25 protein-coding genes, 1 tRNA gene and 1 rRNA gene are annotated in these 24176 nt (G+C 46.7%); 6 read left to right on the top strand and 21 right to left on the bottom strand.

Going from position 1 to position 24176, the window contains the following annotated elements:
- Positions 1-12: 12 nt before the first annotated feature.
- Entirely contained in the window at positions 13-1080 is a 1068-nt protein-coding gene (locus AC5W14_RS03875) for a glycosyltransferase family 2 protein (RefSeq protein ID WP_496193708.1), read from the bottom strand.
- Positions 1081-1091: 11 nt separating this feature from the next.
- A complete protein-coding gene (locus AC5W14_RS03870) occupies positions 1092-2600 on the bottom strand; it encodes a phytoene desaturase family protein (protein ID WP_496060060.1) in 1509 nt (502 codons plus the stop codon).
- Positions 2601-2780: 180 nt separating this feature from the next.
- Between AC5W14_RS03870 and AC5W14_RS03865 the strand changes: the two genes are divergently transcribed.
- Positions 2781-3671 (top strand): alpha/beta hydrolase, encoded by an 891-nt coding sequence (locus AC5W14_RS03865; RefSeq protein ID WP_496193707.1) that lies wholly within the window; start codon positions 2781-2783, stop codon positions 3669-3671.
- 68 nt (positions 3672-3739) lie between these two features.
- Here AC5W14_RS03865 and AC5W14_RS03860 read toward each other — a convergent pair whose 3' ends face one another.
- The 7 genes from AC5W14_RS03860 to AC5W14_RS03830 form a co-directional block, all read right to left on the bottom strand.
- Complete coding sequence (locus AC5W14_RS03860) at positions 3740-3901, bottom strand: hypothetical protein (protein ID WP_496193706.1); 162 nt, start codon at positions 3899-3901, stop codon at positions 3740-3742.
- Between the two features lie 184 nt (positions 3902-4085).
- Positions 4086-4289: a hypothetical protein gene (locus AC5W14_RS03855; RefSeq protein WP_496193705.1), complete on the bottom strand. Its 204-nt coding sequence runs from the start codon at positions 4287-4289 to the stop codon at positions 4086-4088.
- 19 nt (positions 4290-4308) lie between these two features.
- Positions 4309-5235 (bottom strand): peptidoglycan-binding protein, encoded by a 927-nt coding sequence (locus AC5W14_RS03850; RefSeq protein ID WP_496193704.1) that lies wholly within the window; start codon positions 5233-5235, stop codon positions 4309-4311.
- Positions 5236-5366: 131 nt separating this feature from the next.
- The gene (gene abc-f / locus AC5W14_RS03845) at positions 5367-6974 is read right to left on the bottom strand and encodes a ribosomal protection-like ABC-F family protein (protein ID WP_496193703.1); all 1608 of its coding nucleotides are present in this window, start codon (positions 6972-6974) and stop codon (positions 5367-5369) included.
- 260 nt (positions 6975-7234) lie between these two features.
- Complete coding sequence (locus AC5W14_RS03840) at positions 7235-8443, bottom strand: transglutaminase-like domain-containing protein (RefSeq protein ID WP_496193702.1); 1209 nt, start codon at positions 8441-8443, stop codon at positions 7235-7237.
- Positions 8444-8604: 161 nt separating this feature from the next.
- Positions 8605-8862, bottom strand: coding sequence for a hypothetical protein (locus AC5W14_RS03835; protein ID WP_496060070.1), 258 nt, complete (start codon positions 8860-8862; stop codon positions 8605-8607).
- An 84-nt stretch (positions 8863-8946) separates the two neighbouring features.
- Positions 8947-9492 (bottom strand): hypothetical protein, encoded by a 546-nt coding sequence (locus tag AC5W14_RS03830; protein WP_496193936.1) that lies wholly within the window; start codon positions 9490-9492, stop codon positions 8947-8949.
- 172 nt (positions 9493-9664) lie between these two features.
- Here AC5W14_RS03830 and AC5W14_RS03825 point away from each other — a divergent pair, with 172 nt between their 5' ends.
- Complete coding sequence (locus AC5W14_RS03825) at positions 9665-10885, top strand: multidrug effflux MFS transporter (protein ID WP_496193701.1); 1221 nt, start codon at positions 9665-9667, stop codon at positions 10883-10885.
- Between the two features lie 22 nt (positions 10886-10907).
- Here AC5W14_RS03825 and AC5W14_RS03820 read toward each other — a convergent pair whose 3' ends face one another.
- Together AC5W14_RS03820 and AC5W14_RS03815 are read right to left on the bottom strand one after the other, a co-directional pair.
- A complete protein-coding gene (locus AC5W14_RS03820; RefSeq protein WP_496193700.1) occupies positions 10908-12284 on the bottom strand; it encodes an MATE family efflux transporter in 1377 nt (458 codons plus the stop codon).
- 117 nt (positions 12285-12401) lie between these two features.
- On the bottom strand, positions 12402-12833 hold the full coding sequence (locus AC5W14_RS03815; protein WP_496193699.1) for a VOC family protein: 432 nt from the start codon (positions 12831-12833) through the stop codon (positions 12402-12404).
- Positions 12834-12983: 150 nt separating this feature from the next.
- On the opposite strand from AC5W14_RS03815, the gene AC5W14_RS03810 reads away from it, so the two are divergent.
- Entirely contained in the window at positions 12984-14081 is a 1098-nt protein-coding gene (locus AC5W14_RS03810) for an acyltransferase family protein (RefSeq protein ID WP_496193698.1), read from the top strand.
- A 45-nt stretch (positions 14082-14126) separates the two neighbouring features.
- Here the strand turns inward: AC5W14_RS03810 and AC5W14_RS03805 are convergent, their stop codons facing one another.
- Positions 14127-14900 carry a tyrosine-protein phosphatase gene (locus AC5W14_RS03805; protein ID WP_496060075.1) on the bottom strand — a complete coding sequence of 258 codons (774 nt, stop codon included), beginning with the start codon at positions 14898-14900 and terminating at the stop codon, positions 14127-14129.
- Positions 14901-15150: 250 nt separating this feature from the next.
- On the opposite strand from AC5W14_RS03805, the gene AC5W14_RS03800 reads away from it, so the two are divergent.
- Complete coding sequence (locus tag AC5W14_RS03800) at positions 15151-16407, top strand: M20 family metallo-hydrolase (protein ID WP_496193697.1); 1257 nt, start codon at positions 15151-15153, stop codon at positions 16405-16407.
- A gap of 34 nt (positions 16408-16441) precedes the next feature.
- Here AC5W14_RS03800 and arsD read toward each other — a convergent pair whose 3' ends face one another.
- The 6 genes from arsD to AC5W14_RS03770 all read right to left on the bottom strand — a co-directional run bounded on the left by arsD (position 16442) and on the right by AC5W14_RS03770 (position 22057).
- The gene (gene arsD / locus AC5W14_RS03795; RefSeq protein ID WP_496060077.1) at positions 16442-16798 is read right to left on the bottom strand and encodes an arsenite efflux transporter metallochaperone ArsD; all 357 of its coding nucleotides are present in this window, start codon (positions 16796-16798) and stop codon (positions 16442-16444) included.
- Positions 16799-16816: 18 nt separating this feature from the next.
- On the bottom strand, positions 16817-17236 hold the full coding sequence (gene arsC / locus AC5W14_RS03790; protein WP_496193696.1) for an arsenate reductase (thioredoxin): 420 nt from the start codon (positions 17234-17236) through the stop codon (positions 16817-16819).
- Positions 17237-17255: 19 nt separating this feature from the next.
- The gene (locus AC5W14_RS03785; RefSeq protein ID WP_496193695.1) at positions 17256-18551 is read right to left on the bottom strand and encodes an arsenic transporter; all 1296 of its coding nucleotides are present in this window, start codon (positions 18549-18551) and stop codon (positions 17256-17258) included.
- A gap of 21 nt (positions 18552-18572) precedes the next feature.
- A complete protein-coding gene (locus AC5W14_RS03780) occupies positions 18573-18923 on the bottom strand; it encodes an ArsR/SmtB family transcription factor (protein WP_496060079.1) in 351 nt (116 codons plus the stop codon).
- A 16-nt stretch (positions 18924-18939) separates the two neighbouring features.
- Positions 18940-20697 (bottom strand): arsenical pump-driving ATPase, encoded by a 1758-nt coding sequence (gene arsA, locus AC5W14_RS03775; protein WP_496193694.1) that lies wholly within the window; start codon positions 20695-20697, stop codon positions 18940-18942.
- A gap of 124 nt (positions 20698-20821) precedes the next feature.
- Positions 20822-22057, bottom strand: coding sequence for a YeeE/YedE family protein (locus AC5W14_RS03770; RefSeq protein ID WP_496060081.1), 1236 nt, complete (start codon positions 22055-22057; stop codon positions 20822-20824).
- 153 nt (positions 22058-22210) lie between these two features.
- Here AC5W14_RS03770 and AC5W14_RS03765 point away from each other — a divergent pair, with 153 nt between their 5' ends.
- Together AC5W14_RS03765 and AC5W14_RS03760 are read left to right on the top strand one after the other, a co-directional pair.
- Positions 22211-23020, top strand: coding sequence for an SDR family oxidoreductase (locus AC5W14_RS03765; RefSeq protein WP_496193693.1), 810 nt, complete (start codon positions 22211-22213; stop codon positions 23018-23020).
- 106 nt (positions 23021-23126) lie between these two features.
- A complete protein-coding gene (locus AC5W14_RS03760) occupies positions 23127-23357 on the top strand; it encodes a DUF2798 domain-containing protein (RefSeq protein ID WP_496060083.1) in 231 nt (76 codons plus the stop codon).
- Between the two features lie 40 nt (positions 23358-23397).
- Here the strand turns inward: AC5W14_RS03760 and AC5W14_RS03755 are convergent, their stop codons facing one another.
- The 3 genes from AC5W14_RS03755 to rrf form a co-directional block, all read right to left on the bottom strand.
- Positions 23398-23724 (bottom strand): hypothetical protein, encoded by a 327-nt coding sequence (locus AC5W14_RS03755; protein ID WP_496193692.1) that lies wholly within the window; start codon positions 23722-23724, stop codon positions 23398-23400.
- Between the two features lie 183 nt (positions 23725-23907).
- Positions 23908-23983, bottom strand: a tRNA-Thr gene (locus tag AC5W14_RS03750).
- 70 nt (positions 23984-24053) lie between these two features.
- A 5S ribosomal RNA gene (rrf, locus tag AC5W14_RS03745) occupies positions 24054-24170 on the bottom strand.
- Positions 24171-24176: the final 6 nt, after the last annotated feature.

Genomic DNA, 24176 nt, shown 5'->3' with positions numbered 1-24176 from the left:
TGCCCCCTCTCCTTACTTTCCTGCAATGTTACGGCCTTTCCATGTTGCTTTTTTAAAGAAAAACGTTTTTAGCAGCGAGTAGATGAATATCATTACAAAAAACAAAAAGTATACCGGAAACAGCAGGGCATCGAACCACTGAAAGTTCCCAATATCCCGAAGCGTTCTGTAGAGCCACAGCGCAATGGCCAAATAGGCCGCCAGACTCCACCATCCAGCTTCAGGACTGTTCACGAAAAAAGAAACGACGGCTGTAATCCATATTACATTTGCTGCAGTCAGCCATGGGGAAGCCGTTTTTGCTCCAGAAGCAAAGCTTTTCGACCAGCCTTGAATCACATCCCCAAGCTTTGCTTCATACATTCTCATATTCAATACACCTCTGCCGCTGAAAGCTCGGGTTTCTATTCCCTGCAGCTGCGCTTTTCGGGCAAAGGCTAAATGTTCTACAATTTCTTTTTTGATGCACTCATGTCCGCCCATTTCCCAATAGATATCCCGATTTATTAAGAGACACGGCCCAAAGCCGCCCTGGGCTTTGCTCTGTTTCGCAAAAATATGGGTTATTCCAGAAGAGGCAAACACGACCAGGTGAAAGACGGCCGACAGCTTTTCCCAAAAAGAATACATAAAATGAAAAGGATGCACCGTGACAAAAGAAGCGGCTTCCGATTGTTCTAAGTATCGAATCATTCGATCCGGGCCGTCTGCTGAAAACCACGTGTCCGCATCTAAAAAACAGAAAGTGTCTCCTTTTGCCTGCCGGGCTCCCTGGAAACAAGCCCAGGACTTGCCCATCCATCCTTCAGGAAGAGGAGGTGTACTGATTACTTTCACCCCGAAAGAGGCCGCGGTCTCTTTTGTTCCATCGCTGGAATCATCATCAACGACAATGATTTCGCGCTTTTCATTAGAAACAGCTGAAAGAGACGGCAGCAGCCGTTTCAGGTTGTGTTCTTCATCACGTGCTGGAATAATAACCGAATAAGTTCCAGTGTCTTTTTTCGGTACGATAGGAAAAGAGACCCTCTGCCAAAAAAGCAGAAGGGTCACCAGTACTGCTGTTACAAGAAACCACATGATTATTCACCTCAGGATTTTACAGCTTTTTTGGGACTTCCATGCTTTTCCAGGATAGCATTGGCTGCCATGTGGCCGGAAAGGGTTACCATCGGTACACCGCCTCCTGGATGTGTTGCACCTCCGACAAAGTAAAGATTATCTACTACGCTGCTTCTCGTGTCCATCTTAAATCCACCGTTCAGCTTGCGGTCTGTTACTACTCCGTAAATAGATCCCCCATTAGAGCCGTAGAGAGATTCAATATCGTTTGGTGTAAACGTGTGCTCATACTCAATCCGATCGCGAAGACCGGTCATTCCCATACGTTCAAGCTTGGAAAGGACAATATCGCGGTAGCCGGCCAGGTTTTTGTTCCAGTCTTCTCCTTTTTGCAGCGCCGGCACATGTGTCAGGACAAACATATTTTCTTTGCCGGCAGGCGCCTGCGAAGAATCACTTTTTGAAGAAATTCCGACATATACTGTAGGATCGTCGGCCGGTTTCTTTTCTTTAAAAATCTGGTGAAACTCTTTTTCAGGATCTTCAGAGAAAAAGAAGTTATGGTGGGATAACTTATCGTAGTTACTGTCCACTCCAAGCAGGAGCACGAGGCCGGATACTGTAGGCTCAAATTTTTTGCGGTCGGCCAGAGCTTTTTTACGGAGCTTTTTGCTCTCCATCAAATGCTCATAAAAAGGAATCACTTCCAAATTCGATACAACAAGATCCGGAGTAAGCACATCACCGCCCGCTAAATGGACTTCTTTTACCTGTTTCTTTTTAGTTACTACTTTCTCTACTTCCGTGTTCAGGCGAATATCCACGCCCTGCTCCTCGAGCACGCTTTCCATAGCCTCTGCTATCTTATACATGCCTCCCTGTACATAAAAAACACCAACGCCCAGCTGGACATGGGTCATCTGGGACAACATGGCAGGAGCCTCATAAGGCGAAGAGCCGATATACATAATGAGGAAATTAAACAACTGCTGCAGGTGCTTATCCTTAAAAAACCGTTCCGTCGTCTGGTTTAGGGAATGAAACGGATCCATAGCCCACATCTCTTTCAGGGAATGGTTGGCCCGGAGATCCGACACGCCTGAAATACTATCCCGGTAAAAAGACTTCATGCTCAAATCATACATTTTATTGCAGTAATCCAGGTACTCAAAAAAGCGGGAGGCATCATCTTTTGATACCTTTTTTAATTCTTCCAGCATTTTAGGAAGGTCGCTCGTTAAGTCAATTTTCGTACCGTCTTCAAAAAAGGTTCTCCAGCCTGGTTCAATGCGCTGTATATCTAAATAGTCGTGCACGTCTTTACCAACGGATTCAAACAATTCTTCCAGCACCCAGGGAAGCGTCAAAATAGACGGGCCGGTATCAAAAATATACCCTTTTCCCACCCGTTGATTGAGTTTGCCGCCAAGGCGTTCTCCTTTTTCAATAATCGTTACATTATACTCTTCTCCGGCTAAACGGATCGCAGATGCCATACCTGCCAGTCCTCCGCCGATAACAGTTACGTGTTCGGACATGATTGCAGACTCCTTTATAATAAAATTGTGTGTATTCCTTAAATAAAAAGGAAGCGGTAACAGACTTTTTTTCCTTTCTCTAATATACCCGTTTCACCTGGAAATTACTCTCTATAGCCCTTGCTTCGATTATATTTCAGCGGAGAAGGGTATAAGTAAAAAAAGAAATGAGGACTCCTTATGCTGAAATTAATTGCTGCAAACATACTACGCGTCCTTCCTGATAAAGACGCAGGCAGATCCATGGTGGATCTGGAAGCCGTCCAAAAGGTACAGGACATTTCACTTGAAACAGACAGTCACCCGCTGCGTCTCACCTGCTATTATCCTTTAACATCCACAAATGAACCGCTGCCCGTATATATCAACCTGCACGGCGGAGCTTTTATTATGAATAACAAAGACATGGACGACCCATACTGCCGGTATATAGCTAACCAGGCTCGCACTGTGGTCGTTAACGTTAACTACAGTAAGGCCCCTGAAACACCTTTTCCAGGAGCTCTTGAAGAATGTTATCAAGTAATCCAATGGCTGCGCAGCAACGGTCGTACCCTGGGAATCAATACAGATAACATAGCAGTCGGCGGCCAGAGCTCCGGCGGCAACCTGGCAGCAGCTGTCTGTCTGCTGCTTAAACAGCGCAGGGAAAAACAGCCGTTGCTGCAGGTTCTTTCTGTACCGATGCTGGACTTCATTACTCCCCATGCTGATAAGCCCGAGCCGGATCCACTGCGGGCAAAGTACCCGCAGGCCGCCGGATTTTTAAATGCCTGCTATGTACCGACAATCGAACAAGCCTCCCACCCGCTGGCCTCCCCTGTGCTTGCAGCAGACGTAAGCGGAGTGGCTCCGGCATTAATCATTGCCGGTGAACACGATGCCTTCCGCCCTGAAATAGAACGTTATTCTAACAAACTGACAGAAGCACAGGTTCCGGTCCGTTATGAATTATTTAAAGACTGCGGTCATACATTTATGAACACCGGTCCTAAAAAAGAAGCTGTTGCAGCATGGAACATCGTTGCAGCAGAACTGCGGCGGGCTTTATATTCCTCACCTCCGCTCTAAGCTTCCAAAAAGGCAGGCCAAAACAAAGATCCGCTGCAATTGCAGCAGATCTTTGTTTAGTAATGGATTTAAATTAACTCATTTTTGCGCAGCTCCTGTTCCGCCAGTAAGGGCAGCAGATTATCAAAAACATGGGTATCATCATCGTATACAGAATAGCCTCCTGCATATTGATCACTATTTCTGCTGTTCTGGTGGACTTTTAAACGATCAAATATATCCACTGCCAACTCTTCTTCGTTGAATATAGGAGAGCGTAATTACATTGCTGGCATATTCATCGTTCGTTTCATGAAATTTGACTGTTAGTTAATTATCTATTCCCTAAACGTAATACAACTTTTCGTTGCGAAAAACATTTCCTTTTGCTAAAAACCCCATTTAAAAATGTGCCAATACAAAAAATCAGGCATTTTAGTTTTTGGAGGATCTTACGGTAAGCTGCTCATTGCTCGAGTAAATGCCAATAGAAGCCAGCACCGCAAAAATAGAGGAAACAAGCGCCGACACAGCAGTTTCAATTTCTGTTAAGTTATTCAGCCCAAAGAATGTCCCAAGAGCCAGGGCGATAAGCGGTACGTTATACAACAATATTTTTTTGGTATTTTTTTGTTTCATTTTACTAAACACCTTCCTGTTAACGAAGCGTTACATAGCTTTCATTTGTCGTAATATAGAGCCCGGACACCAGGCGATACAAGGTAGACGAGCTGTTTGGCACAGCCACTATCTCCACCACCGTAAATGCTTCGCCTTGGAACACCTGGCCGGCTACAGCGTCGGCAGCAAAAGAAGGACGCGAACGAACATTTACTGAAGCAGCGGTAACAAATACCAGTCGCCCTTCTACTTTTTCCCGGTCAAGTGCGTTCCAGGTTTGGGAACCAACAATGCCATCCGCGGTAAGGCCCGCTTTTCGCTGGAAAGAACGTACGGCATTTTCCGTTTCTGCGCCAAAATCCCCATCCGCCCCGAACTGCGGAAGGCTTTCTCCGGCAGCCAGCAGATCATTTTGCAGAATAAGCACTTCCGACCCGCTGTCGCCTCTGCGCAGCACCGGGCGTCCGGGGCTCCCTACTGGATGTCCGTTCGTTATGGCTGCTCGTACCATATCCATGTTGATACCAGGACAGGCGTTGGAAGTATGACCCGGGTATTCATTGTGTCCGCGTAAGTTCGCGACGGATACATTAATACCGCTTGTGCTTCGAAGAGCTGTCACCAGATCAAAATAAGATTGTTCCTGCGCCGCAGTGAAAGAACCGCTGCCTACCAGACAAACCCCAATCAATGGAGTGTTATTATTTCCTACATGATAGGAAACGCGGTCTACGCTGTTTGCCCATTGAATTGTCCCGTTTCTTGTAATGACAAAATGGTAACCGACGCTTGGCCAGCCGAGTGTATCGACGTGATAATTGGCAAACGAAAATGCGTCTCCTGACGTTGTTGCTGAGTGATGACGGGCAATACCTGTAATTTGGGACCATGATCTCGAAGCAAACGATCCGTTTCTTTTGACCTGCCCTCTAACATCTACAAGCTGAGCTAAGTTTCTGTACAATCTCATCGCCTCCTGGTTATTTTAGGCTTACTCTTTCTAAAGGGAGCCTTCGTGATTTTTGACAACCACTGTATATATATCCTTATTTTTTTAATCAGGAGGGGATACCAGTTCAAAAAAAGAAGAACAGCTCAGCGCTGCTCTTTTCTTTGCTTTAATAACTTCTGAAAGGTTTGATCCAGTTTTATTTTCTCTTCATCCTCTGCTTGTCCCAGGCGGCTGAGCACTTCTGTTATCTTCATTTCCAGCAGTGCCTCATTTTCTGCCGCCTCTCCGTCTGGGAGCTGTTCCGGCTCGGCCATCCTCTTTATTTCAGCTTTACCTGATTTAATCTCCATTACATGTGTCGCCGTACCGGCCGTAAACTCTCTATCATGCGTAACAAAAATAATGGTGCCAGGGTACGTTTGAATTAGTTTTTTTAATACTTCTTTTGCTTCGACATCTAAATAATTGGTCGGTTCGTCAAGAAGCAGCAGGTTAGCAGGCTCCATCATAACTTTTAGTAAAGCCGCTTTCACTCGTTCTCCTCCGCTGACAGAAACCATAGGTTGATGGACCTTTTCTTTTTTAAACTGAAAGCCGGCCAGCACCGTTCGAATAAATGTTTCGGTATAAGGACTGTCCTCTTTCACGTTTTCCAGAACGGACTTTTGCAGGTTAAGCTGGGAAATCTGCTGATCGAAGCTTCCTATCACAGCAGGCTTGGCCGTTTTGACACCTTCTGCCTGCTGATATATTTTTTGCAGAAGCGTTGTTTTTCCACATCCATTAGCACCGATGACAGCTAACTTAGTACCAGGCGTCACATCTGCGCGTTTCATATGAAACAGCAGCCGGCCGTTACGGGAAATACTGCCTTCTTCTAATAATACAGCCGACTTTCCGTAAAGCGGAGTAAACGGCTGCTGTTCAAAACTCAAAGCGGTTTGTTCAAAGGGCTTCTCTTTTTGATCGAGCTGAGTGATTCGTTTTTCTACTGACTTCCCGGCCCGGCTTAATTTAGCTTTTTGGCGGCCGACACTGCGTTTATGCAGGCGGGCTTCCGAATTCCCCATGCGGCTCGGCGCTTTTTTCAACTGGCGGGAATGCTTTTCTTTTGCTTCCGCAGCTGCTTCGAGTCGCTTCTTTTCTTTATGATAGTTTTCGTATTCTTTTGCTTTCCGCTTTTTTTCTTGCTGTTTCTGGTTTTGATAGGCACTGTAATTTCCCGGATATTCTGTAATCATACCGTCTTCTATTTCCCAGATTACCGCACAGACGGCATTCAACAGCATTTCATCATGGGAAACCAGTACGATGGCTCCGCGATAACGCTGCAGGTTTTTTTCCAGCTGTTTGATTCCTTGAATGTCTAAATGGCTGGTTGGTTCATCTGCCAGGAGAATTCGTGTATCTGCCGAGAACGCCTCTGCGATTTTCTTCCTCGTTTCTTCTCCCCCGCTCCTATTTGTGCCGTCCATACCGGGAATTCCCCAGATTTCTTTTTCTTTCGCGGTTAGAAAGAACGTTTCAGTCTGCTCCATCTGTGGAATAACCGCCGGTTTCCACGACAGATTCACTTTTCCCTTGTCCGGCTCGTCCATACCGGCAATTAAGTGAAGAAGTGTTGATTTACCACTTCCGTTTTTTCCGACAATACCGATTCGACTGTTCTCATATATTTTTAAATTTGCGTTTTGAATAATTCGGCGGGTGCCGTGATTTTTTTCCACGTTTATTATTTCAGCTGCCAACATAAAAAAACCTCCCTAGATGTGCTAGAGAGGATCAGCCGTTGTCAAAAAGGCACTCGTTTCCTATTAGGAAATATGCATGCTGCACAAAGGTACCCTATGAAGACAAACTAATCCTGTCTAGACGTTTACTGCTTTTCATCATTTATGATAGGCACGTCTCTTGATCAGGATTACTGCTTCATTGGCAGGGTACCTCTCTTTCCGTAGGGTAACTTCTGTTATCAGCATAATGGGAGCCGCTTCTTTTTGTCAATGATGTCTTATACGATTAGGTATAGAACCGAAAGGAGCACTAGAACAAAAAATCCTAGTATAACCAATCCATTATATTCTTTTCTTAAAATAGAAGCACCAAGTCCCACCGCACCTGTTATGTATCCTGCAGCCAGGAAGTAAGAATGGTCCGTCAGTGGAATAGCTGCTAACCCGGCAATCATCGCTGTGATAAACAAGTAATAAGAAGCCTGCTTCACCCTCAGCAGACTCTGCAGATACAGGCTGGCATCGCCGATGTTCCAGGTACCCAGCACGTCTTTAATCTTCCCAGGGAACGGCTCGTCTTCGAACTTTGTATAAATAGGCTGGAGATAAGGGGCTGCGCCGTCAAGACTCTGAAAGCCGTAGGCAAAGTCTTCTTTACCGAACGTGCTGAGCTGGTAGCCGTCCGGCACATCGGCATCGTGATATTCTGGAGAAAGCGGCCATTCCGCATCAAGACAAAACACCACACGGCGTCCTGAAAAGTCTCCAAAATAATCAAAAACCCTCGTACTTTCCCCCCGCTGCAGCGGATGTCTCATTAAAGTATCGGTTTTTTTCAACGACGCAGCCACACTCGTGTCTACAGGGACCCAGCCGAATTCGTCTACATAACATTCATTCCATACGTGCGGCTGAAATTTTTTTGTGAATGCTCCGATGACCGTTCGGCAGGGAATTCCTAAAGCACGGGCATAGGAGCAGAAAAGAAAGGAGAACTCCCCGCAGTCCCCTTTTCCTTCATCTAAAAAAAAAGGTGCTCCTCGTCGTTTAGGCGGGAAGTGATATGTATATGTAGAGTAAATATGTTCAAACAAGCCCTGCAGTTTATCCATAGGATCGGCTCCTTCCCCCGCTGCCGCTAACGCTTTTGCACGCATGGATTCATTAACCGGACTTAAATAAGTATCCCGCAGATAGAACTTTTTTTCTTCCGGGGACAAGCTCTCGGGCTCCTCCTCTTCTTCAAGGGAAGAGGCGTACAGATTCATTTCCGTGCTTACATAAACTGCCTCCCCCGGAGCGAGTCGATAAAACGCAAGCTCCTGTCCCAGGTATTTGGAATGATGCTCTGGTTCTTTAGAGTACGTTATCTTCTTTACCTGCTGGCAGGCCATTTGAGGGGGAACAGCAAGCCAGATGGATAAAGAATGCTGCTGCCTGTTTTTATAGGTATAGTCCAGAACGACTGATTTTTCCAATATCGGCATTCATAAGCCCCTTTCTCATTCTTCTTTTAAATTACCCTGTTTTTTCCAGAAAGAAACCGGCTCTGATGAGCGATGCGTGTGAAATTCAGATACACACAAAAAGTCCCCCGAAACCGGAGGACTTTGTTATATACGTATAAGGATAAGACCAGAAAGTCAGCTTAAATTTTGTAATTTTGGAAGGAACGGATCTGTGATTCTGTTTTAGCAAAAACATTTCCTGCTTCTTCTGACGAAATATCAAAATGCTCGCTCGCTTTTTGTTCTACATATTCATCATTTTTTGCTTCATCGAAATGCTCACCCTGTTCTGTCAAGATGTCATACTCCTTGCGCATAAATAGGTAGATCTCTCTTTGGGGTTCTTCGAGTGATTGAATAAATTCCTCTGTTTCTGGATCATTCTTTACGTAGCTCATCACTATTCCTCCTCTTTCTGCTTTAAAAAAGATTTCTCTATTAAGACGATAATTCCTTCCTGGTGTTACAATTTACACATTTTTTCACGATTCATGCTGCAGGGTCTTTGTTCCTTTTTTCGCCTGCCCGGCTTTCTTTTTCTGCACACCGTAAGCAAATGTAAAACTTTTTGCATCAGTAAAAGCAGCAAGCGGGGTCGTTAAATTCGGCTGATTGGCCAGCATGACTCCTTCGAGCCGCCATTCCTGTAAATGTCCGGGCGGCATATTGATAATGCCCACAGGTTCTTTTACCACCTGCTTTTCCCCGTCCTGCACGATCTGTTTTTGTTCGAGCAGTTCGATGCGGATTACTGCACCAGTTTTATCCTTTACGGCGATATGCCTGTTATGAACAGCCTTCGTGGAGGCTGAGCTGTTGTGGGCCTGCACGAATAAAGTAACGGTCAGCCTTGTAGCTGTGTCCGGCTCCGCCGGAACAAGCTGGCCATTTTCTAAATTACTGTAATCAAAATGTGTATCTCTTACATAAGTGGTAATCGTACCTCCAAATTGTTTTGCCAGCACTACCAGCAGCAAAACAATGAGTAAAAGAGGTATTATTCCTGCCACTATTACGCCTTCCCACATCAACAAGGGATAACCTCCTCTGCCTCTCTCTATCTTCTTTCATTATAACAAGAAACGACGGCGGTTTCAGAGGAATAAGCAATCTCTTTCCTTTTTTCACTTTTGCGTTACAATAAAAGAATTGCTGTATACATTCAATGGAAACATATATTAAAAGAAAGAAGGCGTTTTTATGGCTGTGGTCCTTTCTCCTAAACGTCGTCTATGGATGGCTGCCGTATTGGGTTCTCTTGCTGCTTTTGGCCCTCTGACAATTGATATGTATCTGCCGGGCTTCCCCTCCATTTCTGATGACCTGGAGACTACTGCCTCCCTTGTGCAGTTGAGCCTGACTACCTGTCTTCTCGGCCTGGCTGTAGGTCAGCTGGTGATGGGACCGATGAGCGATGTCCGGGGCAGAAAAGGCCCGCTTTTAGGAGCGTTGGCTGCTTTTTTTGCAGCTTCTATCCTCTGTGCGATTGCCCCCACTATTTGGGTGCTTATCATCTGCCGGTTTATCCAGGGCTTTGCTGCATCCGCAGGCATCGTTATATCCAGAGCCATCGTCCGTGATTTGTTTCAGGGAAGAGAATTAACAAAGTTTTTTGCCCTTTTGATGCTCGTTAACGGGCTGGCGCCTATTTTAGCTCCCGTATTCGGCGGAATTATTCTGGAGTTCACGATATGGAACGGCATCTTCATTGTGTTAAGTGCCATTGCCGTGGTGATGTTTGCTACCGTAGTATGGGGCCTTCCGGAAACGCTTCCCGTCGAAAACCGATCTAAAAGCAATATCGGCGAGACGGTCCGTACGTTTGGCTCGCTGTTAAAAGACCGTTCCTTTACAGGGTACTCTCTGGCGCAGGGGTTTAAGATGGCCGGTATTTTTGCTTACGTGTCCGGGACTCCGTTCATTTACCAGGGCATTTACGGCGTATCTCCTACGACATTCAGTATCCTGTTTGGAATGAACGGCATCGGCTTAATTATCGGGACCCAGATTGTCGGGCGGCTGGCCGGTATTGTACCGGAAAAGAAGCTGCTCTCCATGGGACTCATCCTTACCTTTGCAGCCAGTACCGTGTTATTGGTTATGACATTGATTGAAGCGCCGTTAATCGGCATTGTTATTCCTATTTTTGTTATTGTATTCTGTGTGGGCATCATTGCCACCACCTCGTTTTCGCTCGCAATGGAAACACAGGGACACCGGGCCGGAAGCGCGTCTGCTCTTTTAGGTCTTCTTCCCTTTATTCTCGGGGCAGCTGCAGCCCCTTTAGTGGGTATTGCCGGGGAAGATACGGCTGTTCCTATGGGGGTGGTTATCTTTACAGCAGACGGGTTGGCTCTTCTTGCTTACTTGCTGCTCGTGCGGGATAGAAAACCAGGCACAAAAGAACCTTCTCCCTCCTAAAAGGGAAAAGGTTCTTTTTTCATTACGCTCTCTTTTCTCTCATCTGTTCTCTGGTGTTTGTTTCATTAAAAGAATCTCTCAGGAGCCTGGGGATGTAAGCTGCGAGTACGAACGAACGGGACAAGGAGAACACAATAAAGGCAAGCCACAGACCATGATTACCTAAAACCGGCAGGGCTGCCCACAGCACGATAAAAAAGACAATCATTGAATAAATCAGTGAATTGCGAATCGGAGCAGTCTGCGTCGCTCCAATGAAGATCCCATACAGCAGCAGCCCGGCAAATCCAGCGGCAGGAAACCATACCACCCAGCCGCTGTACTTCACTGCAGTTTCCTGAACCTCCGTAATCGATGTAAACCATCCTACTATAGAAGGTCCGGCAAGCAGCATGATAACAGTGACGGCAGCGGCTACTGCAGAAGACCACAGCATTCCTATCTTCATCGTACTGAACAAGAGCGGTTTGTCCTGCCGGCCTATCGCACGACCTGAGGTAATACTCGCGGCGTTCGCAAGGCCGTCGAAAAAGTAAGCCATAATAAAATGAATTTGAAATAAAATCGCATTGGCAGCAAGAATCACTTCTCCAAATCCAGCCCCGGAAGAAGTAAACCAGCCAAACACTGCCAGCAGACAGATAGTCCGGATAAATAAATCGCGATTAACGCGCAGCATGTGCAGCAAAGGCTCTTTTTTCCACAGACCGCTGGACCGGAAGAAAGAAAAAGGTATCCTGGTTTTCCATAAAATATAGCTGAGTCCTGCGACGGCGGCGGATACTTCGGCAATCAGCGTAGCAAGGCCGACGCCGGCCGCTCCCATATCTATGTAGAACACAAACAAAACGTCCAGTCCCATATTGAGCACGTTCGCGCCCAGCTGAAGCAGGAGCGCTATATTTACTTTGGAGCTGCCTACAAGCCAGCCGATGACGACGTACTGCATCAGCGCAAACGGTGCCCCCCAAATACGAAAGCTGAAGTAGGCATCAGCCTGTGCCGCCACCTGTGCCGCCACCTGTGCCGGAGGCTGAAGCAGCGCAAAGGCTGCTTCTTTAATGGGGAGCTGAAATACAATAAAAAGAGAACCGATCAGGGCTGCTATCAGCAGCGGGCGGGCAAACAATGTGTTCATATCCGAAGCAGAGCTTTTCCCTGCTGCCTGAGCTGTAAAGCCTGATGTACTGACACGTAGAAATCCAAAAAGCCAGTAGAGCGTATTAAAAATCAGGGCGGCAACAGCCACGCCGCCAAGATAATGGGGTGAATCCAAATAACCCACGACTGCAGTATCTACTGCCCCAAGAACAGGGGTCGTAATCGTTGCCAGGGTTAAAGGAAGGGCCAGGGCCAGAAAGTGCCTGTGCGTTCCTTCCTGGTATGTTCTTTTTTTCATGATCTGTCTTCTCCCATTTTCTTATGTGAACACACCATTTCATACCAAAAAAAACGGTGGGTCGTGTTGATTAAATCGCACGGGCTGTTATTTGTCAATTATTAAAAAGGCACTGTTTTAAGGAATAATGAGCATGCCCTGGTCATCGAATTCCCAGTCTTCCCCGTACGCCACTTCCCATATGAACCCGTCCAGGTCTTTAAAATAGCCGCTGTATCCTCCCCAGCTTTGTACCACTGCTCTTTTTACAATCACCGCTCCTGCTTGTTCCGACCGATTCAGCATTGCGTTCACCTCTTCTTTAGAGGTCGTATTATGAGCAAGAGTAAAACGGGGAAACCCTTCTGCAGTATCCGCTGCTGCTTCGCCTATTTCCTTTTGCAGATTCTCCAGTGGAAAAAGCTCCAGTTTGGTGCCCCCGTTATTAAAAAAGACAATCGCAGGCTGTTCTCCTTCTGCTGTTGTTTCAAATCCCAGGCCATCCCGGTAAAAAGCCAGCGAGGCTGAGATATCTTTTACTCCTAAACAAATCAAATGAATACTATTCATGCTGTTCTCCTCCTTCTTTTAGTTTTTCTTTCTTTGTGGCAGAGCGGTTTCCTGCTTTTTATTTTCAAAAGACCTTTTTTGTTCTTTATTAAGAATATAAATCGTGGTACAGTTTTTTACATACATTCACTTAAACAGGAGGAGAACCCGGTGCCGCGAAAAAAACTGGCTCTTATTCAATTTTCACGAGCTTTAGTCCCTTTAATGGTCGTAACGTTTCATGCAGCGGCCAGCGTCATGTATTATTTTGAGTTTAATTTTCTCGGGTTTTCCGCTTATCCGCTTTCCGGCGGGGTGAACTACTTTTTTGCGTTAACCGGCTTTATGGTTTTTTATATTTATTATAAAAAAATGGCCCGGCCTGAGGAGCTCCGTCCTTATCTGCTGCAGCGATTTATTCGGATTTATCCACTGTACTGGATTTTATCCTTCGTATGGCTGATGGTTATTATCCTTCTGCCGGCTCATTTTGGCGCCGGTCACGAAACAGAAGCCGCCACACTGTGGTATTCGCTGCTTCTGCTTCCGAGTAATCAGGCGCTTGATCCTATCCTTCTTGTTGCCTGGTCTCTGATTCACACAGTATTGTTTTATGCGGTCTTTTCTCTGCTTTTTTTAAAACAGCAGAAGCTCGTCCGGGGATTTTTTATCTTTTGGATCGCAGGCTCCATTGTGTATGCATTTGGTGTGGTACCCGGCGAACAAGAGCTTGTTTATTTTGCATTCAGCCAGTATAACCTTATGTTTGCCGCCGGGATAGCGAGTGCATGGCTTGTGCTCCGCGCACCTCTTCCTTCCAGGGCAGGCTGGCTGTTCACTGCCGCCGGGTTGGCTGGATTTCCGCTCACCTGGGCCAACTACCATTACGAATGGCTTCCTTTAGCTTTTGATTTCACGACAGGAGCTGCTTCTGTTCTTCTTCTCATCGGCCTGGGATCCATTGATCTTAGAAAGGACATTTATCTTCCACGGGCTCTGGATTATTTAGGAAGAGCCGCATTTTCTATTTACCTTTCCCACCTCGTTCTTCTCGATATGCTTTCCGAGCTGTTTGCCGCACTTTCCTTGTTTGACCTGTTGGGAGGGTGGGTGACTACCCTTCTTTTTATCCTTCTTTCCTCAGCAGGCGGCTGCCTGGTCTACTCCTATATCGAGCGCCCTTTAACAAGTTATTTAAAAGACAGGCTTATTACAAACCCGGCTTCGGTTCCACGGAACGTTCGGCAGCCTCGTTCTTCTATTAGATAGATGGTAAAAGAGACCCCAGCCTGCACTCAGGCGGAGTCTCTTTTTTTAAAATATACCAAATATTTTCTTCTTTTTCTTTTTTTCAAATGGTTCCGGCTGATCCAATCCCACAGGCTGGTCATCAAAGATAGCCGCTGCGTTTTCTTTAAACATACTGCTTATTTCCGGGCCAAATACGTCATCTACATGGGCATAGGCTTCAGCTAAAGCGAACGGACGGTGGTCAATGCCGTGGGCATCAGAAGAAATAATGTGGGCCAGATTATGTTCAATCAGCGTTTCGCAGAACTGCTGGGACGCTTTGCCTCCTTTTCCTGACAGAGCTTCCGCTGTAATTTGGGTAATGGCTCCGTTTGTTACAATATCAAACAGCTTTCCCGGTTCTGACACAAAAGTCTTGTTTCGTTCCGGATGGGCAATTAATGGAATATAGCCCGCCACCTGAAGGTCATAAAAAAGTCGCTTTAAATAAGAAGGCACTTCCACCGAAGAAAGTTCAATCAGTAAATAGCGGCTGTCATTGAGGGTAAGCGCCGTTCCGGCCTTCAACTCTTCGAGTATGTCCCCGTTAATACGAATCTCCTGTCCCGGTTTTATTTCAAGAGGGACTTCTTCGTATTCAAGCAGGGAATTTAATTCCTGTACTTTGCTGCGGATCATGTCTCCGCTGTTTGTAAACATGCCGTTACGATGGTGAGGAGTTGCCACGAGGGATTCAACCCCTGCTTCCACCGCCGACCGGGCCAGTGCAACGGAATCCTCCATTGTTTTTGGGCCGTCATCTATACCATGTAAAATGTGGGTATGCAGATCAATCATAGGTGCTGACTCCTTTGCGTTGTAGTATTTATCGCTCGTTACAGTATAGCAGAAACACCCATATAAAAGCAGGAGTGCCCCTGCCTCTTTTCCCCTCTTCTCTTGAATCAAATCTTTAAATACTTATGCCCTCTTCCTTAATGTTAAACAATTCAAAACATTTCGTTACATTATGTCTAATGCCTCTGCTGCGTTTTTTCTGTAAAATCGATCCCATATCCTTTTTCATACTAAAGAAATGAGGGATCACATGACAGTTGGCAGTTCTTCTCACATTAATGAAAAACGAATAACAAACCGCATTCATACCCTCTCCCGGATCGGAAAAATTCAGGACACCGGCGTACGGCGCCTGGCTCATTCTCCGGAAGACGTGGAAGGGATTGAGCAGGTAAAAGCATGGATGGAGGAGGCCGGTCTTAAAGCAAGAATAGATCATTTCGGCAACCTCATTGGCCGTTGGGCAGGAAAGGATCCGGAAGCCCCCGTACTTATGCTTGGCTCTCATATTGACAGTCAGCCTTATGGCGGAAGGTTCGACGGCCCTGTAGGCGTTCTGGGAGCATTAGAAAGCGTACAGACACTCATAGAGGAAGGAATAACACCTCCCTGGCCTGTAGACGTCATTGCATTTGCCGACGAAGAAGGGGCCCGGTTCAACAAAGGACTGTTTGGCTCCCGCGGTATTTTAGGCGAGGTGACCGAAGAAGAGCTCGAGCGTACCGATGAGAACGGCGTATCGCGCCGGAAGGCGCTGCTCAGCATGAACTGCGACCCTTCACAGTTCAGCTCCTCTGTTTATCCCAGGAATTCTATTCGGGCTTATCTGGAAATGCATATCGAGCAGGGACCCATATTGGAGGAAAAAAATGAGCCGATCGGCATCGTAACCGGCATTTCCGGCCCTCTATGGCTGACGGCAACCTTTACCGGATTTGCCGGGCACGCAGGATCTGTGCCGATGCACCTGCGGCAGGATGCCCTTCTCGGCGCCGCAGAGGCTGTCACAGCTTTGCATGCTATTGTTTCTGAACATTCACCGGCGCCTACGGTAGGAACGGTGGGCAACATGACGCTGTTTCCGAATTCACGGAATATTATTCCGGAAACCGTCTCCTTTACTATTGATCTGCGTGATATTGACCTCGAACGCCGCAGCGTCTGTGAACAAAAGCTCATGGATGAACTTTATGCGATCTGCGAACGCCGGGGACTTGAGCTCGACCTGCAGGAAGATACGAGGAGCGATCCCCGTTATTGCGCGGACTGGATTATGAATTATATGAAAGAGGAGGCTTTCGGCATGGGGGCGGACAGCATTCCACATCTTATGAGCGGCCCCTTTCATGATGCTCTTCCCCTCTCCCGGGTTTGTGATTACGGCATGATTTTTGTCCGCTCCGAAAAGGGCATCAGCCATAATCCGGCAGAGTTCAGCACTGATGCAGACATTGCTGCCGGCACCGAATTGTACTACCGCACAGTGAAACGCATGCTCCAAACGTAAAGAAAGATGCCGGATTCTCTCGGCATCTTTCTTTTTATTTTTGCATAAGGTCAATCGTAAACCCTGACTTTTTTTCTTTTAAGTCGTCCGGGGTTGTTTCCGTCCATTCAGCCAGTTCAGCGTTGGAAGGATACCTCCCCTTCAGGCGGCACTCGTCGTTAACGAATGTAAGAGGCAGCGCGTCCACCCCTTCTTTCTGAAGAATCTGCTGCACATCGCGGTTTTCAATAAATGCATGCGGCTCCGCGCTTAGATTGTAGCGTTCAATCTCGGCTTTCCCCTGCAGCATATGAAGTGCTGTCGCAACTCTCGTCAATTCGGGATCAGTGGTCGGCCCGCAAACCCCTGTAGAGCAGCACATGGAAGGATCATACATTTTAATGGATGTCATGATATTATCCCCTCTCTTTTATTTTTCTGTATTGGCAAATTCCTGCAGGCGGCCGCCGATTTCATCACGGACGCGCTGGAAAAACTGCCATTTTTCTTCTTCTGTTCCCGTCGCTTTTGCCGGATCATCAAATCCCCAATGTTCGCGCTTCACATGAGGAGGCGTCGTTGGACAGCGGTCCGCTGCGTCTCCACATAGAGTAACAACAAGATCTGCATTGTTTAACACCGTTGTATCAATCATGTCAGATGTCTGATTGGAAATATCGATATTCACTTCATTCATTGCTTTTACCGCATTGGGGTTCAGGCCGTGCGCCTCAATGCCTGCACTTTTTACCTCCCACTCACTGCTGAGCAGCTCTTTTCCCCAGCCTTCTGCCATCTGGCTCCGGCACGAATTACCTGTACATAAGAAATACAGCGTTTTTTTCTCCATCTTTTTTTCTCTCCTTTGATTATAAAATAAGAACCAGCCATAAATAAAGGCCGATCAGCGTAATAAGCAGCGTTGGGACTGTTAGTACAATTCCTACCTTAAAGTAATAACCCCAGCTGATTTTAAAGCCTTTCTGCTTTAATACATGAAGCCACAGCAGCGTGGCTAACGAGCCAATAGGAGTAATCTTCGGCCCCAGATCCGAACCGATTACATTGGCATAAATCAGCGCTTCCCTGATCTCAGCGGACGTCACCGTCTCCTGAATCGCGAGCGCATTAATAAGTACTGTTGGCATATTGTTCATCACAGAGGACAATATGGCTGCGATAAAGCCCATGCTGATGGTCGCCGCAAACATGCCGTGTTCTGCCGTCCATTGAATTCCTTCGGCAAGAACTCCTGTCAAACCTACGTTACGAAGGCCGTAAACGACCACATACATACCGATGGAAAAGAACACAATCGCCCACGGCGCTCCCTTGACTACAGTCGCTGTATTAACAGCTTCGCTTCTTCTGGCCACCAGCAGAAATACAATCGCAATGCCGCCGGCAATAAGCGATACTGGAATTTCCAGAAATTCACTTCCAAAATAACCAACCAGCAGAAGACCAAGAATCAACCAGGACAGCCGAAACATTTTTGCATCTTTCACAGCATCCGCCGGGGCCTTCAAATCAGCCACGTTGTAACGATCCGGCAGGTCTTTTCTGAAGTAAATCCACAGCACAAGAATACTGGCTCCCAAACTAAAGAAGTTTGGAACGATCATACGGGTGGCATATTCTACAAACCCAATACCGAATACGTCAGCTGATACAATATTAACCAGGTTACTGACAATCAACGGCAGAGACGTAGCGTCTGCAATAAAGCCGCTGGCCATAATAAAGGGCATAATCATTTTTTCTTTAAAATGAAGATTACGGACCATCGCCAGTACAATAGGCGTCAAAATTAATGCTGCTCCGTCGTTGGCAAATAAAGCCGCCACCACCGATCCCAGCAGGATAATGTAAATAAACATCCTAATGCCGCTGCCTTTGGCAAGCCTGGCCATATGCAGCGCGGCCCATTCAAAAAATCCTATTTCATCTAAAATAAGCGAAATGATAATAAGGGCAACAAACGTCAATGTGGCGTTCCACACGATTCCGGTTACATCCTGTACATCCTGAAAAGAAACAATTCCTATCAATAAAGCTATAATAGCTCCCCCGCACGCAGACCAGCCAATACCCAATCCTTTTGGCTGCCAGATAACCAGCGTCAGCGTAACGAGAAAGATGATACTCGCGAGTCCTACTTCCATCGTCTCAAACACTCCCTGATATTATTCGCAGCAGCTGATTCGTTTGCCTGCTGCAATGAGTTCTTCTAAATGGTGATTTTGATCAGGAACGTATTCAAGCATATCCTTCACCAAATCATATCCTTCAAATGAATCGTTCAAAGAGTACACAATCCACTGCCCTCTTCGATGTTCCTTCACCATGCCGACGTCTTTCATTTTTCGGACGTGCTGACTGACAGAAGGCTGGCTCATCTCAAAAATTTCTACAAATTCACATACGCAGCAGTCATGATCAGCAAGAAGACGAAGCATGGTGAGCCTTGTCTTGTCTCCCATCAGTTTCAAAATAACAGCGGTGCGTTCTATTTCCAATAGGTTCTTTGTTTCCATTAATTCCTTCCCCTTTCTAAACGCTCTGCGTAGAGGCTGCTGCGGTTCCGGCCGGTTTCCAGGGAATCAGGACGGCACGCTCTGCAAGTTCTGTATTCACTTTATTTATCCATCTGTACTCTGCGGCGCTGCGCCCCTGCAGAACAGGATCTTTCGTTCCGGCCCCATACAGACTTTGGTTAATAATCCAACAGTACGGCTGAATCGAAGCCCGTTTCAGATCTTCCTGAAGTCTTTCTGCTTCAAGCACCGGTGTTGCTTCGGGAAGGGTGACAACCGCTACAAAGGTCTCCTTCGGATTGCGCAGTCTCGGCAGCAGATTGGTAACCGCCTTATTAACGGAGCCGCTGCTTCTTTCTACTTCTTTTTCATAAGAACCCGCGGAATCAAGCAGCAACAGTGTATGGCCGGTCGGCGCCGTATCGATAATGACAAATTCATTGTCCGCCTGCTCTACTACTTCGGCAAATGCCTGAAAAACAGCAATTTCTTCTGTGCATGGCGACTCCAGATCCTCTTTAATGTAGGCCAATTCATCTTCTGTCAGATCTTCTCTAACGTCCGTCAGTACCTTTGCTTTATAATCAGCGACGACCTGCTTTGGATCGATGCTGCTTATTTTTAATTTTGCTTTCATGTCTTCTGTAAGACCGGCATAGGATAAATGATTGGCCGGATCTGTCGTAGTTAAATGGACCTTCAACCCTTTTCTCACCAGTTCCACCGCTACAGAAGCTGCAACGGTCGTTTTACCGACACCGCCTTTTCCCATTGTCATGAAGACACCTTTTTCAAGCGGAGCCAGCTCTTCGACAATCGAAGACAGTGAAGGAAGTACAAGCGGCTGCCGCTCTTCTTCAGAAGCTGCCGGGCTCCCGGCCTCCTCTTCGTTCCAGAGGCGCCTTAATGAATCCATTCCCGTTAAATGAAAACCAAAGAGCGGAAGGTAATACTGCTTTTTATCTGCAAAAAATGCCGGCATGGCATCTACGGCTTTCTGCTGGCCCTGTTCGAGCTGCACGGCTGTAGCGTCCTCTGTGCCGCGCTGAAACAACCCATTAACTATCAGTTTTTGGTTCACTATGCCAATATCCTGAAGCTCCCGCCCTGCCCGTTCCGCTTCTTTTAAAGAAGACACGTCCGGTCTTGCTACCAGAATTAATGATGTTTTTTCTCGATCCGTTAACGTATGAAGCGCATCTTGGTATAAGTCTTTCTTGGCTTCGAGTCCCGAAAGTGGTCCAAGACATGAAGCACCATGGTCGCTCGTTTCCAGAAAAGAAGACCAGGCAAGCGGAAGCTGCAGCAGACGCAGCGTATGGCCGGTCGGTGCTGTATCAAATAAAACAAAGTCATAGGCATCTGCAACCGGTTTATCGGTAAGCAGGTGCGAGAATTCGTCGAACGCAGCAATTTCTGTCGTGCAGGCTCCTGAAAGCTGTTCTTCCATATTTGTAATGGCGTCTTCAGGGAGAAGCCCCCGGTACGGACCGACTACCGAATCCCGGTATATTTTTGCGGCTTCTTCCGGATCGAGATTAATCGCATGCAGGCCCGGGACAGAAGCAATCGCTGTAGCTGTCTGCTCGATTTTCTGTTCAAACACATCCTGCAGGTTCGAAGCAGGATCGGTGCTTACGAGCAGCACATGGTTTCCCCTGTCTGCTAAAGAAGTACCGATCGCGCAAGCTGTCGTTGTCTTGCCTACCCCGCCTTTGCCTGTAAAAAACAAATAGCGGGTACTGTTTAGGCTTTCTGCCTGTAATCGTTCCACTAATATCACTCCATCACTATATAACTATTTGCTTATATACTAATGCAGAAAAATTTATATGTCAACCGTCGTTATGTATGAAAGAACAGGAAGAGACCGGGTCCCTTCCTGCTTTTCCTCTGTTCTATTTTTCTTTTTTTGATCGAGTAAGCTGCAGCTTCTTTTCTAAGAAGTAGGCACTGTATACGCCCAGTACCGCAAAACAGGTCCATACCCACGCATGCAGACTGAAAGAGGCAATGCCGCTGAAGTAAGCCCCAACGTTGGCTCCAAAGGAAATACTGGCTCCATATCCCATCAGGAGACCTCCCCCTAAAGCCAAAAGCACGATCCGCCGTGGAATGCGTTCAAAGCGGACGAGCCCGCCGATAGTCATCGTAAGGAACGTGCCTGTGATAACACCCAGGTTCAGCACACTGGTTCCATCCATAAAGATCGTCTGCTGGAGCGCGGCCAGTCGGTCTTCTGCAACCCAGTACTGCCACTGCTCTACATTTATCCCTGTTAACTCCACGAGCTGGGATCCCCATAAAATAAAGGCTGCCGTCAGTTTCCACGGTTCGCCCTGCACCATTAGTGCTGCCGCGTTCAATACAGCGAGCAGAAGCGCTCCAACCCACAATGGCCATGATCCAAAAAATACTTTTCTCCAACCAACCGCAGCCGGAAGAGCAGGCAGCACAGGCGGTTTTTTTCTTTTCTTGTACATATAGGAACCGACTGCCACCGCTGCAAAAACGAGCAGGGAAAGAAGCCAGGCTCCGACATAACCAAGTCCTGTATCAACCGCCAGCGAAATATCCGGACCTGCCGGAAGCGTGTCATTCCAGAATCCAAAATGAGAAGCGCCGATAACGGCTCCCGTCAAAAATCCCAGGAGCGTACACATCATGGCAGAACGGCCTCCTTCTGCTTTGTATAAAGAAGACGGCGCCATGCCGCTTCCCATTTCCATGCCAAATCCAAATAGAAACGATCCGACAACAAGTCCGACACTAATAGCCGAAACGGCTCCTTCGGGCGTAGCATTAAACCATCCGAGGTCAAACACAAAAATAGGCATGAATAATGTGGCTGCGATCGCCAGCATAAGCATGTGGGCACGCAGCATCTGTGTATTTCCGCTTTCGACAATTTCCCGGTATACTGCAGAAAATCCAAAACGGGCATGAAACAGCGTAAACCCTATACCTGTTCCGATCCAAAACAACAATACAAGAGACCACCCGGAATAAAAATAAGCAAAGTATGTAAGTACAAGTGCCGCCGCCAGTCCAATAATCGTCAATATATTCTGTGGATCTTTTAGTTCAATCCCTGATGAAGACTTTTCCTTTTCATTCTTTTTTTCCTGTGACAAATAACCACCCCTTTATTACATATAGCCAACTAATGACTGTACCCTTTTTAAAGACGTTTATAACAATAATCTACCGGCATGGAAAAAAGGATTTTTTAAACAAACAGGGAACTATAAGCGGAGATACGTTTTAATTATAAAGGGGGACAAGAAATGAAAACGATTTTTATTACCGGGGCCTCGTCAGGTATCGGAAAAGCTTCTGCGGTGTACTTTGCGAAAAAAGGCTGGAATGTAGCAGCTACGATGCGAACGCCGGAAAAGGAGGAAGAGCTACAAGCCTATCCATCCATTAAGCTGTTCTGTCTCGATGTTGAAAAAAAGGAAACGATAGCACAAGCAGTACAAGAAGCACTGTTGGAATTTGGTGCGATAGATGTTCTATTAAATAACGCAGGCTATGGATCAACGGGCATATTTGAGGCGGCTGACGACAGTGAGATCCGCCGGCAGTTTGATGTGAACGTCTTCGGTTTAATGGATGTTACCAAAGCCCTCCTGCCCCATTTCCGATCGCGGCAGGACGGGCTGATTATGAATGTCACATCTGCCGGGGGCCGGGTCGTACTTCCGATTACCTCTCTTTATCACGCTACGAAATTTGCCGTCGAGGGATTCACAGAATCCCTCGCATTTGAATTAGGTTCACAGGGCATCCGGGTCAAACTAATTGAACCAGGCGTTGTCCTGACCGACTTCAGCGGCCGGTCAATGGCTTTTTTTGAAGACAACAGCCTGGAAGACTATAAAACCTACAGTCGCGACCTGCTGCAGAAAATGAAACAGCTGTCGAACGGTGGCTTTTCCCCTGCTATTGTGGCTGAGGAAATCTACCAGGCCGCCACCGATGAAAGCCCTCAGCTTCGGTATGTGATTGGAGAAGATGCCAAGGAGTTTATAGCTTTGAAAGAAAGGGAGGGCGCAGAGGCCTATTTCGAGAAAGTACAGCACATGTTTTCCTGAAAGAACTGGCACGCCCTTTAAAACGTTCTTTTATGCCTTTTTTTGTTTCTATAGTATACTGTGTCACGAGACGTTCGCAAAAGAGACAGGCTAAAGGAGAAACAACATGAAAATCAATAAACGATATGAGCATTTAATCTTCACGTTTTTGATGGCGTTTGGCATGTCCGGACTTATTTCACTGATTATGCTTTTAGTAAACAACGGCTTTACGGCCTGGTTTCCTTTATGGCTGCGTTCCTGGCTGCTTGCCTTTATTGTGGCATTTCCGCTCGCTTATTTTCTACCGCGCGGCATTCGAAAGCTGATGAGCCGCATTGAGTTTACCAACAAATAAAAAGGCATCCTCTCTTATGGAGGATGCCTTTGCTGTATGTTTAAACGATGTCAAATGCTTTCAGCATGTCTGAATACTTGCTGTTCACGCGGCCTTCTTTAATATCTATAGAAGCGATCACAAGCCGTTTCTGCTCTGTCGGCTTTTCACTGTCTATGAAAGTGAGCCCCTGATCCCATAGAAAATCGTGGATATGCTCTTCCCCGTCCACCGGATCAAACCCCATATCAAAGCAGGCAGCCAGAGTGATTTCAACAAGCATCACCAGTTCTTCTCCCTTATCAATGCGGAGCACTCTCGTTTGAGATAAAGTTGGTGCCGTTGGATAACCTACTAATTCGTCTCGTTCATACGTTTTTGCTTCCATAGCTATCTTCTCCTTCTGTTGATTCGTCGTTTTATGTTCTTCATAAGAAGGTAACATACCCATGCTTATAAGAACTTTCATTTGACTCCCTATTATACTAAGCTCAACCCAGCCGTAAGCTCCATATACAATAAAAACCTCTTGAGTGATTATACCATCCCAAGAGGTTAAGCGTTTGTGTAATGGAGCTTCCTACCGGATTTGAACCGGTGACCTCATCCTTACCATGGATGCGCTCTACCAGCTGAGCTAAGGAAGCATGTATAGTATATAGAAGAAAAATCTGATCTCTTGGAGATCAAATTTTCTATAAAACTTATAAATAATTAGCCCGGCAACGTCCTACTTTCACAGGGGGTCGCCCCCCAATTATCATCAGCGCACAAGAGCTTAACTTCCGTGTTCGGCATGGGAACGGGTGGGACCTCTTGGCTATCGTCACCGGACGGGTG

The organism is Sinobaca sp. TMA16-18, from assembly GCF_059510535.1.
This window is presented reverse-complemented; position numbering and strand designations above follow the sequence as displayed.

Excerpts from the sequence above, each read along its gene's own strand:
- AC5W14_RS03870 (WP_496060060.1), bottom strand. The coding sequence starts at position 2,600 with ATGTCCGAACACGTAACTGTTATCGGCGGAGGACTGGCAGGTATGGCA.
- abc-f (WP_496193703.1), bottom strand. The coding sequence starts at position 6,974 with ATGTTGGCAGCTGAAATAATAAACGTGGAAAAAAATCACGGCACCCGC.
- AC5W14_RS03815 (WP_496193699.1), bottom strand. The coding sequence starts at position 12,833 with ATGAATAGTATTCATTTGATTTGTTTAGGAGTAAAAGATATCTCAGCC.
- arsC (WP_496193696.1), bottom strand. The coding sequence starts at position 17,236 with ATGGAGAAAAAAACGCTGTATTTCTTATGTACAGGTAATTCGTGCCGG.
- AC5W14_RS03800 (WP_496193697.1), top strand. The coding sequence starts at position 15,151 with ATGACAGTTGGCAGTTCTTCTCACATTAATGAAAAACGAATAACAAAC.
- arsD (WP_496060077.1), bottom strand. The coding sequence starts at position 16,798 with ATGACATCCATTAAAATGTATGATCCTTCCATGTGCTGCTCTACAGGG.
- AC5W14_RS03865 (WP_496193707.1), top strand. The coding sequence starts at position 2,781 with ATGCTGAAATTAATTGCTGCAAACATACTACGCGTCCTTCCTGATAAA.
- AC5W14_RS03830 (WP_496193936.1), bottom strand. The coding sequence starts at position 9,492 with ATGTGGGAAGGCGTAATAGTGGCAGGAATAATACCTCTTTTACTCATT.
- AC5W14_RS03855 (WP_496193705.1), bottom strand. The coding sequence starts at position 4,289 with ATGAAACAAAAAAATACCAAAAAAATATTGTTGTATAACGTACCGCTT.
- AC5W14_RS03785 (WP_496193695.1), bottom strand. The coding sequence starts at position 18,551 with ATGGAAGTAGGACTCGCGAGTATCATCTTTCTCGTTACGCTGACGCTG.
- AC5W14_RS03755 (WP_496193692.1), bottom strand. The coding sequence starts at position 23,724 with ATGGAAGCAAAAACGTATGAACGAGACGAATTAGTAGGTTATCCAACG.
- AC5W14_RS03875 (WP_496193708.1), bottom strand. The coding sequence starts at position 1,080 with ATGTGGTTTCTTGTAACAGCAGTACTGGTGACCCTTCTGCTTTTTTGG.
- AC5W14_RS03780 (WP_496060079.1), bottom strand. The coding sequence starts at position 18,923 with ATGGAAACAAAGAACCTATTGGAAATAGAACGCACCGCTGTTATTTTG.
- AC5W14_RS03765 (WP_496193693.1), top strand. The coding sequence starts at position 22,211 with ATGAAAACGATTTTTATTACCGGGGCCTCGTCAGGTATCGGAAAAGCT.
- AC5W14_RS03760 (WP_496060083.1), top strand. The coding sequence starts at position 23,127 with ATGAAAATCAATAAACGATATGAGCATTTAATCTTCACGTTTTTGATG.
- AC5W14_RS03825 (WP_496193701.1), top strand. The coding sequence starts at position 9,665 with ATGGCTGTGGTCCTTTCTCCTAAACGTCGTCTATGGATGGCTGCCGTA.
- AC5W14_RS03835 (WP_496060070.1), bottom strand. The coding sequence starts at position 8,862 with ATGAGCTACGTAAAGAATGATCCAGAAACAGAGGAATTTATTCAATCA.
- AC5W14_RS03820 (WP_496193700.1), bottom strand. The coding sequence starts at position 12,284 with ATGAAAAAAAGAACATACCAGGAAGGAACGCACAGGCACTTTCTGGCC.
- AC5W14_RS03805 (WP_496060075.1), bottom strand. The coding sequence starts at position 14,900 with ATGATTGATCTGCATACCCACATTTTACATGGTATAGATGACGGCCCA.
- AC5W14_RS03840 (WP_496193702.1), bottom strand. The coding sequence starts at position 8,443 with ATGCCGATATTGGAAAAATCAGTCGTTCTGGACTATACCTATAAAAAC.